Below are 13,192 nucleotides of genomic sequence, written 5' to 3' on the forward strand. Positions count from 1 at the left end.
ATCGTGGCGGCATCGTGGGCCAAGCGTGGCCGTTTCACGTCGTCGTTGACGCTTTCCGAAAGGATCCGACCGCTGACCCCCGCCGCTCGCTGCTCCGCCGCCATCGAAGTCTTGACCGATATCGCCGTGCATCGCCGGCCCGCCGCCGACGCCCTGAAGGATTGGGGTCTCGCCCATCGCTTCGCCGGGTCCGGTGACCGGGCAGGCATCGCCAGCCTCGTGTACGACGCCCTGCGGCGGCGGGCCTCGGCGGCCTGGATCATGGGCTCGGACACGCCGCGCGCCATCCTGATCGGCGCGTTGCGCCTCCAACAGGGGCTCGCGGCCGGCTCGGTGGCCGCGCTGTTCTCGGGCGAGCGCTTCGCACCGGAACCGCTCAGCGACGACGAGCGCGCGCGCCTCGAAGGCGGCACGCTGGAGGATGCCCCGCCCGAAGTCGCCGGGGACGCGCCCGCCTTCGTGCTTGCTGACCTCGCCGCGACGCTCGGCGACGACCTCGTTCCGGAACTGAAGGCGCTCGCCCGACGGGCGCCCCTCGATATCCGGGTCAACGCCCTGCGCGGCAGCCGCGACGCGGTGATGCCGGCGCTCGCCGCCTTCGACGCCGCCCCGACGCCCCACGCCCCCTTCGGCCTGCGCATCCCGATCGGCGCCGACGGACGCGGGCCGGCGCTCCATGTCGAGTCCGAGTTCCTGGAGGGCTGGTACGAGATCCAGGACGAGGGCTCGCAGCTCGCCGCGCTCCTAGCGGCGCCGCGCGCCGGGGAGACCATCGTCGACCTCTGCGCCGGTGGCGGCGGCAAGACCCTGGCCCTCGCAGCCGAGACCGGAAATCAGGCCCGCCTGATCGCTACCGACGGCGACCCGCGTCGCCTCGCGCCGATCCACGAACGCCTGCGCCGCTCCGGCGCCGAGGCCGAGGTGCGGACTCCGCGCAGCGGCAAGGCACGGGCCGACGTGCTGGAGGATCTCGACGGCAAGGTCGATCGGGTGGTGGTCGACGCGCCGTGCACGGGGTCCGGAACCTGGCGACGCAATCCCGACGCGAAATGGCGGCTGCGGCCCGGGAGTCTCGCGCTCCGCACGGCCGAGCAGGTCCAGGTCCTCGATCGGGCGGCCAAGCTGGTGAAACCCGGGGGCCGGATCGTCTACATCACCTGCTCGCTCCTGTCCGCGGAGAACGACGCGGCCGTGGCCGGATTGCTCTCGCGCTGGCGGGGCCGGTTCGACGTGGTCGCCCCGCAGGACGTGCTCGCGGCGGGACCGGATTCCCTCCGCACGGCGGTGCGCACCACCGTCCATGGGGTGCAGATGAGCCCGCTCCGCACCGGTACCGACGGGTTCTACGTGTCCGTCATCGCGCGACGCGGCTGAGGCTCACCGCCGAGACGGAACCCGCATCGCCACCCGCGGCGTTGGACCGGCGCTCCCGTGGGAGCCGGGACGGGCCGCAGGCGGTTCCGAGATCAGCTCCAGTCCGGGAGATGCCGTTGCGCCTCGACCGCCGCTTCCTGCTTGCCGGTCTCGGCACCGCTATCGGGCTTCGCAGGGCTCAGGCGGAGATCGATGTGCCCACGGCACCGGCTCCGGCCCCGCACGAGGCGGTCCACGCTCTGCCGCGCTCCCTGCCCGGTGCGGAGCTGCAGGTCATCGACCTCTGGCCGGACGAGCCGCCCGGCGGCGGCACCGGGCCGGCCGCGGACGGCTATCGGTACGTCGAGGGCATGTTCGGCGATGTCACCCGGGTTGCGCGGCCCTGTCTCCTGGTCATGCGGCCGGCCCATCCCAACGGTGCAGCGATGATCGTCGCCGCCGGGGCGGGTATGAGTTCATCGCCCTCGGCAACGAGGGCGTCCCCGTCGGCCGTGTGCTGAACGCGGCCGGCGTCACGGTCTTCCTGCTGGTCTACCGTCTGCCCGCCGAGGGCTGGGGCTCCGGGCCGGATGCTCCCCGGCAGGACGCGCAGCGTGCCCTGAGGCTGATTCGGTCGCGCGGTCCGGAATTCGGCATCGATCCCCTTCGCGTCGGCGTCCTCGGCTTCTCGGCCGGCGGCCATCTAATGGGTGAGACCGCGGTCGGCAGCGCCCGCGATCTCTACGCGGCCGTCGATGCCGCCGACGCCCAGCCCATCCGGCCGGGGCTCGCCGGGCTGATCTACCCGGTCATCACCATGTGCAAGCCGTTCGACCGGACCCACACGCGCCGCATCCTGGTGGGCGACGAGGTGACGCCCGACGAGATGAAGACCTATTCGGTCGATCTCCAGGTCGGGCCGGAGACGCCACCCACGTTTCTGGTCCAGGCGATCGACGATCCCGTCGCCGTAGCGGATCATCCGTTGCTGATGTTCTCGGCCCTGCGCAAGGCGCATGTCCCGGCCGAGCTGCATCTGTTCGAGCGCGGCGGTCACGGTTTCGGCCTCGGCGCGCCCGGAACGCCCGCGGCGGCCTGGCCCGGTCTGTTCCTGGCCTGGATCCGCCTGCACGGCTTCCTGCGGTCCTGACCGCTCAGCCTTCGCGGGTCTGCAGGCGGTGCAGTTTGGCCACCTTCGGCCGGCTGGTGCGGAACTGGCCGCGCTCCACCGCCACGAAGACCACGATGGCGATCGCGACGGTCGAGAGCCACCATATCGCGGTGAGCCCGACGCTGAGGCAGGCCACCGTGAAGGTGGCGGCGAAACAGCCCATCGCACCCGGAACCAGCGCCGGTCCGTCCCGCCCGGCCCGGCGGACCGAGGCGTAGAGCGCGAAGGCGGCAGCGAGCGCTCCGACGATGCCGAGTTCGTACCAGAATTCGAACAGCGCAGTGGTCGGCGCATTCACCGGTAGCAGCCCGACGAGGCGGCCTCGCAGGGCCGTCTCGAAACCGTGACCGGTGATGAGCCGCACCGGGTCGGCGGTCACCACCTTCTGCCAGCTCTTCAGCGACAGCACTGCCGGCGCGAGGGGTCCCAGGATGGCGGCGCCTACAGGCCGCGCGAGAAAGGGCAGCAGCGGCGCGACAGCGAGTAGGCCGGCCGACAGGGTGGCGGTGAGCATCACGCCGAGGCGCGTGCGGTAGCTCGTCACCGCGAAGGCGAGGGCGCCGACGGACAGCGCGGCGATCTGGGTTCCGTCGGGCTGGACCGTGAGGGCGAGGGCGACCAGAAGGGCGAGCCCGAGGGCTTCGCGGTCGCGGCGCCGGGACCGGAGCCACGCGAGCGCCGGCCAGAGCAGCAGGATCAGGAGCACCAGGCCGCGATCCAGCGCGCCGTCATCCGCGGTCCCGGAGGACGCCATGTGGGCACCGAACAGCCCGAGCATGATCGCCACGATGGCCCCCGCCACGACACCGAGGGGCAGCAGGTAGAGATTCGCCGAGCGCATTCGATCGGGAAGGGCGAGATAGCCGAGAAGCGCCAGCCCAATCGTGGCGCCCAGGTTGGCCAACCGCTCCAGGGCCGGGCCCAGGAACGGCGTCCAGGTCAGCGACAGGGCCGACCACAGCACCACCAGCATGCTGGCCAGGAAGGCCGGCGATGTGAGCAGCCGCTGGGTTGCCGGGCGAACCGGACGCTGGCGACGATCGATGACGCTGGCGATGATCAGCAGGATGACGGCGATCGGGGCGAGTATCACGGAGGCGCGGCGGGCGACCTGCGCCAGAACCGGCAGCACCACGAACAGGCCGAAGAAGCCGATGCGCCGCAGGAGCGCGGCGGCGTCGAGCGCCGGATCGATGGTGGTTGAGTTCGACGCGCGCGGCATCTTGCGCTTTCTCCCGGACCGGGACGGCCGGATCCCTGCTCGATACGCAAGGCTCGCGCAAGCCGCTGTAGACGTTGCGCCACACTCCCGGCCGCGTTGAACTGGTCTCAGGCCACGGTGGCGGTCTCGCGGGGCCGCCGGCGCACGGCCCGCCGGCCGACATCCGATGCGACCCGCCACCCGCCCCAGGCCACGAAGAACCCGATCAGACCCGCGGCGAGTCCATCGGCGCTGGTGGGAACGGCCGGGCTGAATTCGCGATAGGCGGCCTCCGCGACGGGCAGATCGGGATCGTGTAGCATGGCGACGACTCGCCCCAGGGGGCTCGTCGCCGTCGCCAGAGCCTCCTGCTGGGCATTCAGCCGGGCGAGGCGCGCGATATCGGCTCGGGCGGCCTCGCCGCGGCGGGCCACCAGCTGGTCTGGATTTGTGCGCAGCCGATCGACAGCGCCGTCACGGGTGGTCCCCGACGCCTCGGCGTCCGATTGCAGCACCGCCACTTGGCGGCGCAGTTCGTCCGCGGCGCCGCCGAGCCGCTGGGCATATTGCTGGGCGAATTCGGGGGCCTGGGCGGCGACCACGCCGCCGAGCAGGCCGAGCGCGAGACCGAAGGTGCGGAACACGCGGAACATGTCAGGCCTCCGGTATGGGAATCGACCACCGACAAAGAGCACGCGGCCGGACGGGGTTCCAGCCAGGCTCGACGGGGCTCAGCCCGGCAGGGTCAGCAGGCCGGCCTTGCCGTCGGTGCAGCCGAACAGCAGCCGGCCGCCGCGACCATCCCAGGCGAGCGCCGTCACGCCGCTGCCCTGAACGGCCGGACGAACGAGCAATTCCGCCGCGTCGTTGAAGCGGACGAGCAGGATGCAGCCGTCCTCGTAGCCCATGGCCAGCACCGGCGCCTTCGGGTGGAAAGCCACGCGTGAGACCCGGGCCGGGCGGACGCCGCATTCCCGCGGCGCCTTCCCGGTCGGCCCTTCCTTCGTGTCGAACGGCCACACGATGGCCGCCTCGGCGCCGCTGGTGGCGAGCCAGTGCCCGTCTGAGGACCACGACATCGAGCGGACCTTGCCGGGATACCCCGACATCCGCATGTGGCCGCGATCGGGCTGCAGGCGCCAGCCGTGCAGGGAATTCTCCTGCATGGTCGAGACCACGAAACGCCCGTCCGGTGACCACGTCACGTCGATATGCGAACCCTTCCAGCTGACGACCTCGGCGGGCGTTTCCAGGTTCGGGTACCAAAGGCTGACGCCGTTGTAGTGAGCGACGCCGAGCCGGTAACCCTTGGGTGCGAAGACGAGGCCCCGGGCGGTCGAGGGCGCCTCGAACGCCTTCTCGCGGCCCTTGGCATCCCGCGCCACGACGGTGCGGCCCGCCGACCACGCCACGGCCCCATCCGGGTGGATCGCGAGGGCATCGATCCAGGCGCCGCCCTTCGCGAGGCCCAGCTGCGCCACGCTTCCGTCGGCGCGGATGGCGACGACACGGCCATCGTCACCGCCGGCGAGCAGGTGATCGCCGCCGCCGGCCGCGACGAGGATGCCGCCGTCCGGATGGGCCGTGATCCGGGTCAGGGCCGGCTCATGGGCGAGGACGACGGTCCCGTCGCTGAGGGCCAGCACCGGGACGTCCTTCAGGAAGTGCGCTGCCACGACGTGGGCGCCGGGCTCCAGGGCGGCGACGTGGCTGGTGAGGGACGGATTGCTGACGGGGCTGTTCATGTCGGGGGAACCTTCGCGGCGGGCTGACCCGCGCGCAAGACCAGAAAGGCTGTAAATAGCGCCAGGCCGCCGGAGATCGCGGCGGGTACGATCAGCGCGTACAGGGCGACGCGCTGATAGGCATGCGCGCCCAGAAAGGCACCGACCAGCAGCGACACCCAAACCAGGCCGTCGCCGATCCAGCCCAGGGGGGCCCCGGTGCGGGTCAGCGCCTGCGCGATCTTCTGCCCGAGGCTGAACAGGGCACCGGTCACGAACGTGGTGCCGGCCCTGAACCCCCTCACCTGGGCCAGAACAGCGTTCTGGGAACCCATCGCCACCGCGACGAAGAAGGCCGCAAGGCCGAGTTCGGGCGATTCGAGGCCGAGGCCCATCCCGCCCAGGATCAGCAAGGATTCGTAGCCGAGCACCGCGGGCGTCGTCCATGGACTCGGCACGAGGATCGCCAGGCCGCTGCCGAGAACCGACCCGGTGAGGAAGGCGAAGAGCAGGATCGCCGGAAGGATCATGCGGTGCGGATCGGCCTCGGCGCCGAAGACGGCCAGCTGCGTGGTGTTGCCGCTCATGAACGACGTGTAGAGGCCACCGAGGCGGACGAAGCCGAGGGCATCGACATATCCGGCGAGGCCGGTGAGGAGGAGCCCGACGCCGAGCTGCCAGCGGCGGTTCATGCTTCGGCCCCCGCGCCGGATCGCGGTAACCCTCTGTTAACCATTCGGGCGACTTCGTTCAGGGCAGCCGGGCCGCGGTTAACGCACCGCTCACCAAACCCGAGCAATTCGATGCAATCACGGTGAACGCCGCGTCGGGAGGGGCCGTTGCCCCTACGATCCGGTCCGGGGCCGTCGGGCCCCCGCCGGGTGAGTGGGAGTTGCGTCATGGTTCCGTTCGCCGCCGCTTTCGTCTGCCCGTCCATCCCCGTCCCGGACCAGGCCTTGGCCACGATCCTCGTGGTCGAGGATGAGCCTACCGTGTGCGAGCTGGCTGCCGAGGCGCTGCTCGGCGAAGGCTATCGGGTGCTCACCGCGGCCGATGCCTGGGAGGCCGAGACGATCCTGGTCCGGGAGAGCGTCGATCTGCTCTTCACCGATATCGATCTGGCCCGCAACACGGACGGCCTGTCCCTGGCGCGTCGGGCGCGCCGGCTCTGTCCCGAACTCCCGGTGGTTTACACCTCCGGCGGTCGGGCCTGTCTTCCGGCGTGCGAGGCCGTTCCGGGCTCGGTGTTCGTGCCGAAGCCCTATCGCCCGAGCCAGCTCGTGTCCCTCGCGCAGGATGTCCTGCGCGCCACCCTCCTGCACGCCGTCTGAACCGGAACTCCGAGGACAATTCGCCATGTGGCGCACCCTTCCAGCAATCGCCCTGGCTCTTGCCGTCGCGGCCGCAGCATCGCCCGCCCGGGCCGCCTGTGACGTGAAGGGCGCGCAGATCGAGGAGGCGATCGCCAAGAAGAGCGCGCTGCGCGAGGATGCCAACGCCCAGATGGTGCGCGACCTGCGGACTCTCCGGGATGCCGCGATCGTTCTCGAGACGTACAAGTTCCCCGGCGAGTGCGAAGTCCTTCTCGGGATCGTGCGGTCGCTTCTGGCCAACCCGAGCAAGACCATCGAGCAGGGCGGGGACACCGACGAGGAGAAGGCCGAGGACCTGATCGAGGCGCGCGAGCCCAAGGACGCCGCCGGCAGCCCGAAGGCCAAGTGACCCGCGACGCACGACCCGCGCACGCGGCTGCCGGCCCGGCGCCGAAGCGGTCGGTCGCGCGCCTGCGCGCCGGCGCCGTGCCCGTCAGCGCTCCTCGCCGGCACTCGCCCCGATCTTGGCGCGCGCCAGTGCCCGGCTGAGCTTGGCGGCGATCTGGTCGCGCAGCACATCGGCCATCTCGATATCCACGAGGCGCCAGCTCAGGCCGCGCAGACGCAGCCGGATGCGCGTGCGCTCGGCCCGTGAGCCCTCGGGCGGGATCGGGATCACCACGGCGCGGAACCCGCGCATCTCCAGTGCGCCGTAATAGGGCATGAGCCGTGCGAGGCTGCGGATCGCCAGTCCTTCCGGGCGCGCGCCAGCGGGCCGCTCCACGTCGAGCTTGTCGGGCCAACCGTTGGCGAGGAGATCCATCACCGTGTCGGGCGTCACCATCGTCTCGGCCAGGGCCAGGGCGAGGCCGTAGGCGGCGTCGTTGAGGCGCTGGCGGTCGCGGGGTTCCAGATCCGGATCGGTCTCGGATGCGATGCGCATCGCTGCCGTGATCTGACGGACCAGAGAGAGACGCAGCGTCCGAAAGTTGACGTGGCTCTCGACATAGGCGGCGTCGTGACGGCGCACCGCCTGCGCGAGGTCGTAGAGCGACCAGAGCGGGCTCATCGTGAAGACGAGCCACGCGAGGGCGAGGGCGAGGGGGACCGCGAGCCAGCGCACGGCCTCAGAGCCCCGTCCGCGCGCTCATGGCCGGGTCGCCCACCGATCGAGGTCGGAGAACGCCGCAACCACGCCCTCGTAGACCGGCCGCTTGAACGGGACGATGAGATCGGGGAGTTCCGAGAACCGCGCCCAGCGCCACGCGTCGAATTCCGCCTTGTGGGCGCCGCCGCCGGGGCTGAGCACGTCGATCAGGTCTTCGCTGCCCAGAAAGCCGTAGGCGAACCATTTCTGCGTCTGCCCGCGATACCGGCCCTTCCAGGCCTGCTTCATCACCGCGGGCGGCAGGTCGTAGGCGAGCCAGTCCGGAAGTTCGGCGAGGAGCTTCACCGCCTCGGGGGGCACGTTGGTCTCTTCGTAGAGTTCGCGGCGCGCAGCCGCCTCGGCCTCCTCGCCGGGATCGATGCCACCCTGTGGCATCTGCCACATGTGCGGCCCGGCAACGTGCTCGGGGCCGGCATCCTTGCTGCGACGCCCGACGAACACGCCGCCGGACGGCGCGATCAGGGTGATGCCCACGCAGGGCCGATAGGGCAGGGTGCCGTCCGGATCCGAATCCATCGTCATCGGAACGACCATAGGTCAGCCCTGGTCGATGCGGCAACGGCGCGCAAGTCTTCGGCGGTCAGGCCGCCCTCGGATCGACTCGGACGAACTCCAGGCACGCCTGCTCTCAATCCGCCGTTGAAACCCGCTTGTCGCGGGCGCCGCGGAGCGCCACGCTCGCCGGCACGAGGCGAAGACCGCGCCCGTCGATCTCCTTCGCCCAACGCGCGATCCGGTCGACGCTGAGCATCGTGCCGCTCGCCGAGACGAGGACGAAGCCGCTGGCGCGTGCTTTCGACTCCGCCTGCGCGAGGGCCGCGTCGATGGCATCCGCGCGCGGCGTCGCGTCGAGGACGATCTCGGCGCGGGCGATGGGCGTCCGGCTCTTGTTGGCCGGAGCCGTCGCGGCTTTCGGCGCCGTGCCGTCGTCGAGGAAACCCAGGCCCCGTGCGCCGATCTCGCGCAGGATCGGCTCGAAGGCGGCATCGGCCATCAGCTTGGAGCCCATGAAATTCGCGACGCCGACATAGCCCGGAAAGCGGGTCATCGCCCAGGCGAGGCGATCGGAATTCTCCGGACCCTTGAGGGCCGTCAGCAGGGTTTGCGGCCCCGGATCGCTATCCGGATAGTCGAACGGCTCCATCGGCAGCTGCAGGAAAATCTCGTGGCCGGCATCCCGGGCGCGCGCAGCCGCGCGCTCGGCCTCTCCGCCGTAGGGGAGGAAGGCGAGGCTCACGGCGGCGGGCAGGCGTGCGGTGGCGCCGGCGGTGGCAGACTGGCCAACACCCAGGCCGGTTACGACGATGGCAATGCGTGGGCCGGAGCCGGTCTCCTCGGGTCGGGCGTAGACGTCGAGGGCGCGCACGCGGCCTTCGCCGAGCTTCGGCATGAGACCGTGACGACCCGTTTCGCTGATACGCGGGTCCGGAGCGGGCGCGAGACGGGGTGCGGTGGGCCGCGGCACGCGGATCACGACCGCCTCGCTCGGTCCGCTGCCGGGCGGCCGTACCACCGTCACGCCGGATGCGGTTTCGATCTCCTCGGCGCTGCGTTGAAGCGCTGCCGTGCCCGGTGTTGTGGTGACGATCTGCGCCTGCGGGGCGGGCGGCGCCTGAACGGTCGGCCGCATCGCGGGCTCGCGCACCGCGATCGCGACTTGAACCCGGGGCTCGCCGCCCTGGGGATCGCCGAGGACAAGGACCAAACCGGTGGCCGCCGCAAAGCCGGCGGCGATCGCGGCGGCCGCCACCCGGGGCCGCCGGACAGTCGCGATCAGCCGCCCGAACCGGCCCTTGGGCTGCTCCGGCGCCTCCGCCTCCGGCACCCCGAGGGGGCGCGTGAGGATATCGTCGGTGGACTCGGTCAAGCGGATCTCGATGCGGGATCACGGCTGCCGCGCCTCCTGACGCGGCGCCGTCTCCCGGGACCATTGCTGGCCGGTATGGTTAACGTTCCGCTAACGCCCGGACCGGGAAAGAAAAATCCCGCCCGGTGGGAGGCCGGACGGGATCGGGTCGCATCTGCCGCGCGTCCGCGCGATCAGTTCGGAAGGCTGGGCTTCTGCTGCTGCGCGGCGGGCGACCCGTTGGCGGCGCCCTTCTGGATGCCGTGCAGGAAGTCGACGGCCGAGATCAACTGCTTGTCCTTGGCCGGATCCGGCGGGACGTAGGCGGAGGAACCGCCGCGCTCGTCGGTGTCCTTCTGCTTCAGGTGGCCCTTCAACCCGGCCTCGCCCTTGGTCTCGTCCTTGCCCTTCAGCTCGTCGGGAACGTCCTGCATTACCTCAACGTCCGGCTCGATGCCCTTCGCCTGGATCGAGCGGCCCGACGGGGTGTAGTAGCGCGCCGTGGTGAGCCGAAGCGCACCGGAGCCGCCGAGCGGGATGATCGACTGCACCGAGCCCTTGCCGAAGGAGCGCGTCCCCATGATGGTCGCGCGCTTGTGATCCTGCAGGGCGCCGGCCACGATCTCCGAGGCCGAGGCCGAGCCGCCGTTCACCAGAACCACGACCGGCTTGCCCTTGGTCAGGTCGCCGGCCTTGGCCGAGAAGCGCTGCGTCTCGTCCGGATTGCGGCCGCGGGTGGATACGATCTCGCCGCGGTCGAGGAACGCGTCCGACACCATCACGGCTTGGTCGAGCAGGCCGCCCGGGTTGTTGCGCAGGTCGATGACGTAGCCCTTGATCTTGTCGGCGCCGATGTCGCTCGACAGCTTGTCGATCGCCGCCCGCATGCCGTCGAAGGTCTGCTCGTTGAACTGGGTCAGGCGGATGTAGGCGACATCGCCACCCTCCACCTTCGAGCGCACCGGCTTGATCTTGATCACGTCACGGGTGAGCGTGACGTCGATCGGATCCTTCGACTCCTTGCGGGAGATCTTGAGCTTCACGCTCGAGTTCACTGGGCCGCGCATCTTGTCGACCGCCTGGTTCAGGGTCAGGCCCTGCACTTGGTCGTCGTCGATCTGCGTGATGACGTCGTTGGCGAGCAGGCCGGCCTTGGCGGCCGGCGTGTCGTCAATCGGCGTGACGACCTTGATCAGGCCGTCCTCCATGGTGACCTCGATGCCGAGCCCGCCGAACTCGCCGCGGGTGGTGGTCTGCATGTCGCGGAACGCCTTGGCGTCCATGTAGCTCGAATGCGGATCGAGGGAGGTCAGCATGCCGTTGACGGCCGCCTCGATCATCTTCGATTCGTCCGGCTTCTCCACGTAGTCGGTGCGGACCTTCTCGAAGACGTCGCCGAACAGGCTGAGCTGGCGATAGGTCTCGGCCGACGCGGCGACGGCCCGCGAACCCGACAGGAAGTCGGTCTGGGTGGCCACCATGGAAGTGCCGGCACCCAGGAAGGCGCCGAGCATGATCAGGGAAGTCTTGCGCATCAGCCGCGAACCTTCTCGCCAAGTACCGTATTGTTCGGGCTCTTCGCCCACCACGGCTCCGGATCGATGGAGCCGCCGTCCTTCTTGAACTCGACGTACAGGGTTGGATCGCCCTCGGACCCCGCGGAGCCCGCGCCCTTGTCGCCCATGCCGCCGACCGGTTCGCCCGCAAGCACGAACTGGCCGACCTCGACGCTGATCTGATCCATCCCCGCCAGCAAAAGATAGTAGCCGTCGCCAGCGTTGATGATCAAGAGTTGCCCGTAGGACCGGAACGGCCCCGCGAACTGCACCCACCCGTCCGCCGGCGAGGACACGGACGCCTTCGGACGGGTCGTAAACGACACCCCGCGGGTCGTCCCGCCATTGCCGTCGGGCTGATTGAAGCCGCGCGCCACGCGTCCGCTCACCGGGCGCGGCACTTCGCCCCGCGCCTCGGCAAAATGCACTTTCGGGGCCAGACGGGCCGGATCGCGGAACCCGGCCGCGGCGAAGCGTTCCTGGGTGACCCGTGCTTCCCGCTCGGCCGCCGCCTTGGCCTCCTCGGCGCTGCGCTTGGCGGCGACGACCTCGGCTTCCGTCCGGTCGAGCAGGTCCTTCAGGCTCTTGGCCTGCGCGCCGAGTTCGGCGGCGCGGCGGCGCTCGGCGGTGAGCCCGCTCTCGACCTCGGCCTGCCGCGCCCGGCGGGCCGCGACCAGCGCCTGGAGCCGCTGCTGCTCCCGCGCCCAGCCCGCGAGGTCGTTGGACAGGCCTTCCTTGTCCTGCGCGATCAAACCGCGCAGCCTGATCATTTCCGCGAGATCAGCCGCCAGCGTGTCCACCTCGCCGCGCAGTTCCGGCACCACCGCACCGAGCAGCATCGAGGTCCGGATCGCGGCGAGCACGTCCTCGGGGCTCACCAGCACGGCCGGCGGCGGCCGCCGGCCCATGCGCTGGAGAGCGGCCAGGATCTCCGCGACGATTCCACGCCGGCCTTGGAGCGAGTGGCGGATCGCGGCTTCGCTCTCACTCATCGCCTTCAGGCGCTCTTCCAGGCGGCTGAGCCGGTCCTCCGTGGCCTGCGCCTGCCGGCCGGCATCCAGAAGCGCGGCGTCGAGCTTGGCCCGGTCGGACCCGATGGCGGCGATTTCGGCCTCGAACTGGGTCCGCTGGCCGGCGCTGGCGGCGAGCGCATCCTGCACTCGTTTCAGGTTCTCGGCCCGCCGCACCCGTTCCTCGTCGGCGCGCTGGATGGCTGCGGCATCCGTCGGCGGCGGGGTTTCGGCCCGCGCGACCGAACCGAACGCGACGAGGGTCAGCAGGGCGAGGGCCGGGAGCGCCCGCCGGGGCGCCGGGTCCGCGGCGGAACCGATGTCGAGGATCGCCACGGCGGCTCAGCCCGCTTCGCCGCGATGATACGGGTGCCCGGCCAGGATCGTCAGAGAGCGGTAGAGCTGTTCGAAGGCGAGCACGCGCACGAGTCCGTGGGGCAGGGTGGCGGCCCCGAACGACAGGATCAGCTCCGCCTTCGTCCGAATTGAGGCGTCCAGACCGTCCGGGCCACCGATCATCACCACCAGCGCCGGACGGGCGGCATCGCGCCACGTCGCGATCCGGTCTGCGAGCGCCTCGCTCCCCAGGTCGGCGCGACCGCGCTCGTCGTAGGCGATCAGGACGCCGCCGGGCGCCAGGTGAGCCGTGATCGCGGCCGCCTCCTCGGCGCACCGGTCGACGGCCCGGCGCGCGCGGGATTCCGGGACTTCGACGCTGTCGCAGGCCGGAAAGCCGAGGCCGCGTCCGAGTTGTGCGGCGCGGTCGCGATAACGTGACGCGAGTTCGCGCTCCGGTCCGGCCTTCAGTCGCCCGACCGCCGCGAGGATCAGGCGCACGGGCGGCTCGAAC

At 71.0% G+C, this 13,192-nt stretch carries 13 protein-coding genes and 1 pseudogene; 4 read left to right on the forward strand and 10 right to left on the reverse strand.

The window, feature by feature from the left end:
- Positions 1-72: 72 nt before the first annotated feature.
- Positions 73-1,374, forward strand: a complete 1,302-nt coding sequence (locus AC1DXK_RS06275; protein WP_457105092.1) for an RsmB/NOP family class I SAM-dependent RNA methyltransferase — start codon at positions 73-75, stop codon at positions 1,372-1,374.
- A 116-nt stretch (positions 1,375-1,490) separates the two neighbouring features.
- A pseudogene (locus tag AC1DXK_RS06280) lies at positions 1,491-2,503 on the forward strand (alpha/beta hydrolase).
- Between the two features lie 4 nt (positions 2,504-2,507).
- Here the strand turns inward: AC1DXK_RS06280 and AC1DXK_RS06285 are convergent.
- The 4 genes from AC1DXK_RS06285 to AC1DXK_RS06300 all read right to left on the reverse strand — a co-directional run bounded on the left by AC1DXK_RS06285 (position 2,508) and on the right by AC1DXK_RS06300 (position 6,141).
- Positions 2,508-3,746 (reverse strand): peptide ABC transporter permease, encoded by a 1,239-nt coding sequence (locus tag AC1DXK_RS06285; RefSeq protein WP_457105074.1) that lies wholly within the window; start codon positions 3,744-3,746, stop codon positions 2,508-2,510.
- A gap of 107 nt (positions 3,747-3,853) precedes the next feature.
- A complete protein-coding gene (locus AC1DXK_RS06290) occupies positions 3,854-4,378 on the reverse strand; it encodes a DUF2937 family protein (protein WP_457105073.1) in 525 nt (174 codons plus the stop codon).
- A gap of 78 nt (positions 4,379-4,456) precedes the next feature.
- Positions 4,457-5,470: a WD40 repeat domain-containing protein gene (locus AC1DXK_RS06295; protein ID WP_457105072.1), complete on the reverse strand. Its 1,014-nt coding sequence runs from the start codon at positions 5,468-5,470 to the stop codon at positions 4,457-4,459.
- The gene (locus AC1DXK_RS06300) at positions 5,467-6,141 is read right to left on the reverse strand and encodes a YoaK family protein (protein WP_457105071.1); all 675 of its coding nucleotides are present in this window, start codon (positions 6,139-6,141) and stop codon (positions 5,467-5,469) included. Before AC1DXK_RS06300 ends, AC1DXK_RS06295 begins: the two co-directional genes overlap by 4 nt.
- Before the next feature lie 207 nt (positions 6,142-6,348).
- Between AC1DXK_RS06300 and AC1DXK_RS06305 the strand changes: the two genes are divergently transcribed.
- Together AC1DXK_RS06305 and AC1DXK_RS06310 are read left to right on the forward strand one after the other, a co-directional pair.
- Positions 6,349-6,780 (forward strand): response regulator, encoded by a 432-nt coding sequence (locus tag AC1DXK_RS06305; protein ID WP_457105070.1) that lies wholly within the window; start codon positions 6,349-6,351, stop codon positions 6,778-6,780.
- Positions 6,781-6,805: 25 nt separating this feature from the next.
- A complete protein-coding gene (locus AC1DXK_RS06310; RefSeq protein WP_457105069.1) occupies positions 6,806-7,171 on the forward strand; it encodes a photosystem reaction center subunit H in 366 nt (121 codons plus the stop codon).
- Positions 7,172-7,255: 84 nt separating this feature from the next.
- Here AC1DXK_RS06310 and AC1DXK_RS06315 read toward each other — a convergent pair whose 3' ends face one another.
- The 6 genes from AC1DXK_RS06315 to rlmH all read right to left on the reverse strand — a co-directional run bounded on the left by AC1DXK_RS06315 (position 7,256) and on the right by rlmH (position 13,179).
- Positions 7,256-7,885 (reverse strand): DUF2939 domain-containing protein, encoded by a 630-nt coding sequence (locus AC1DXK_RS06315; protein ID WP_457105068.1) that lies wholly within the window; start codon positions 7,883-7,885, stop codon positions 7,256-7,258.
- Positions 7,886-7,909: 24 nt separating this feature from the next.
- A complete protein-coding gene (locus AC1DXK_RS06320; RefSeq protein ID WP_457105067.1) occupies positions 7,910-8,464 on the reverse strand; it encodes an RNA pyrophosphohydrolase in 555 nt (184 codons plus the stop codon).
- A gap of 94 nt (positions 8,465-8,558) precedes the next feature.
- On the reverse strand, positions 8,559-9,797 hold the full coding sequence (locus tag AC1DXK_RS06325) for a divergent polysaccharide deacetylase family protein (RefSeq protein WP_457105066.1): 1,239 nt from the start codon (positions 9,795-9,797) through the stop codon (positions 8,559-8,561).
- A gap of 173 nt (positions 9,798-9,970) precedes the next feature.
- Positions 9,971-11,311 carry a S41 family peptidase gene (locus AC1DXK_RS06330; protein ID WP_457105065.1) on the reverse strand — a complete coding sequence of 447 codons (1,341 nt, stop codon included), beginning with the start codon at positions 11,309-11,311 and terminating at the stop codon, positions 9,971-9,973.
- The gene (locus tag AC1DXK_RS06335; protein ID WP_457105064.1) at positions 11,311-12,678 is read right to left on the reverse strand and encodes a murein hydrolase activator EnvC family protein; all 1,368 of its coding nucleotides are present in this window, start codon (positions 12,676-12,678) and stop codon (positions 11,311-11,313) included. The genes AC1DXK_RS06330 and AC1DXK_RS06335 overlap by 1 nt, the downstream gene beginning before the upstream one ends.
- 6 nt (positions 12,679-12,684) lie before the next feature.
- A complete protein-coding gene (rlmH, locus tag AC1DXK_RS06340; protein ID WP_457105063.1) occupies positions 12,685-13,179 on the reverse strand; it encodes a 23S rRNA (pseudouridine(1915)-N(3))-methyltransferase RlmH in 495 nt (164 codons plus the stop codon).
- Positions 13,180-13,192 lie beyond the last annotated feature (13 nt).

Source organism: Methylobacterium sp. P3_A11 (genome assembly GCF_056403155.1).

Excerpts from the sequence above, each read along its gene's own strand:
- AC1DXK_RS06300 (WP_457105071.1), bottom strand. The coding sequence starts at position 6,141 with ATGAACCGCCGCTGGCAGCTCGGCGTCGGGCTCCTCCTCACCGGCCTC.
- AC1DXK_RS06295 (WP_457105072.1), bottom strand. The coding sequence starts at position 5,470 with ATGAACAGCCCCGTCAGCAATCCGTCCCTCACCAGCCACGTCGCCGCC.
- AC1DXK_RS06330 (WP_457105065.1), bottom strand. The coding sequence starts at position 11,311 with ATGCGCAAGACTTCCCTGATCATGCTCGGCGCCTTCCTGGGTGCCGGC.
- AC1DXK_RS06320 (WP_457105067.1), bottom strand. The coding sequence starts at position 8,464 with ATGGTCGTTCCGATGACGATGGATTCGGATCCGGACGGCACCCTGCCC.
- AC1DXK_RS06310 (WP_457105069.1), top strand. The coding sequence starts at position 6,806 with ATGTGGCGCACCCTTCCAGCAATCGCCCTGGCTCTTGCCGTCGCGGCC.
- AC1DXK_RS06285 (WP_457105074.1), bottom strand. The coding sequence starts at position 3,746 with ATGCCGCGCGCGTCGAACTCAACCACCATCGATCCGGCGCTCGACGCC.
- AC1DXK_RS06305 (WP_457105070.1), top strand. The coding sequence starts at position 6,349 with ATGGTTCCGTTCGCCGCCGCTTTCGTCTGCCCGTCCATCCCCGTCCCG.
- AC1DXK_RS06290 (WP_457105073.1), bottom strand. The coding sequence starts at position 4,378 with ATGTTCCGCGTGTTCCGCACCTTCGGTCTCGCGCTCGGCCTGCTCGGC.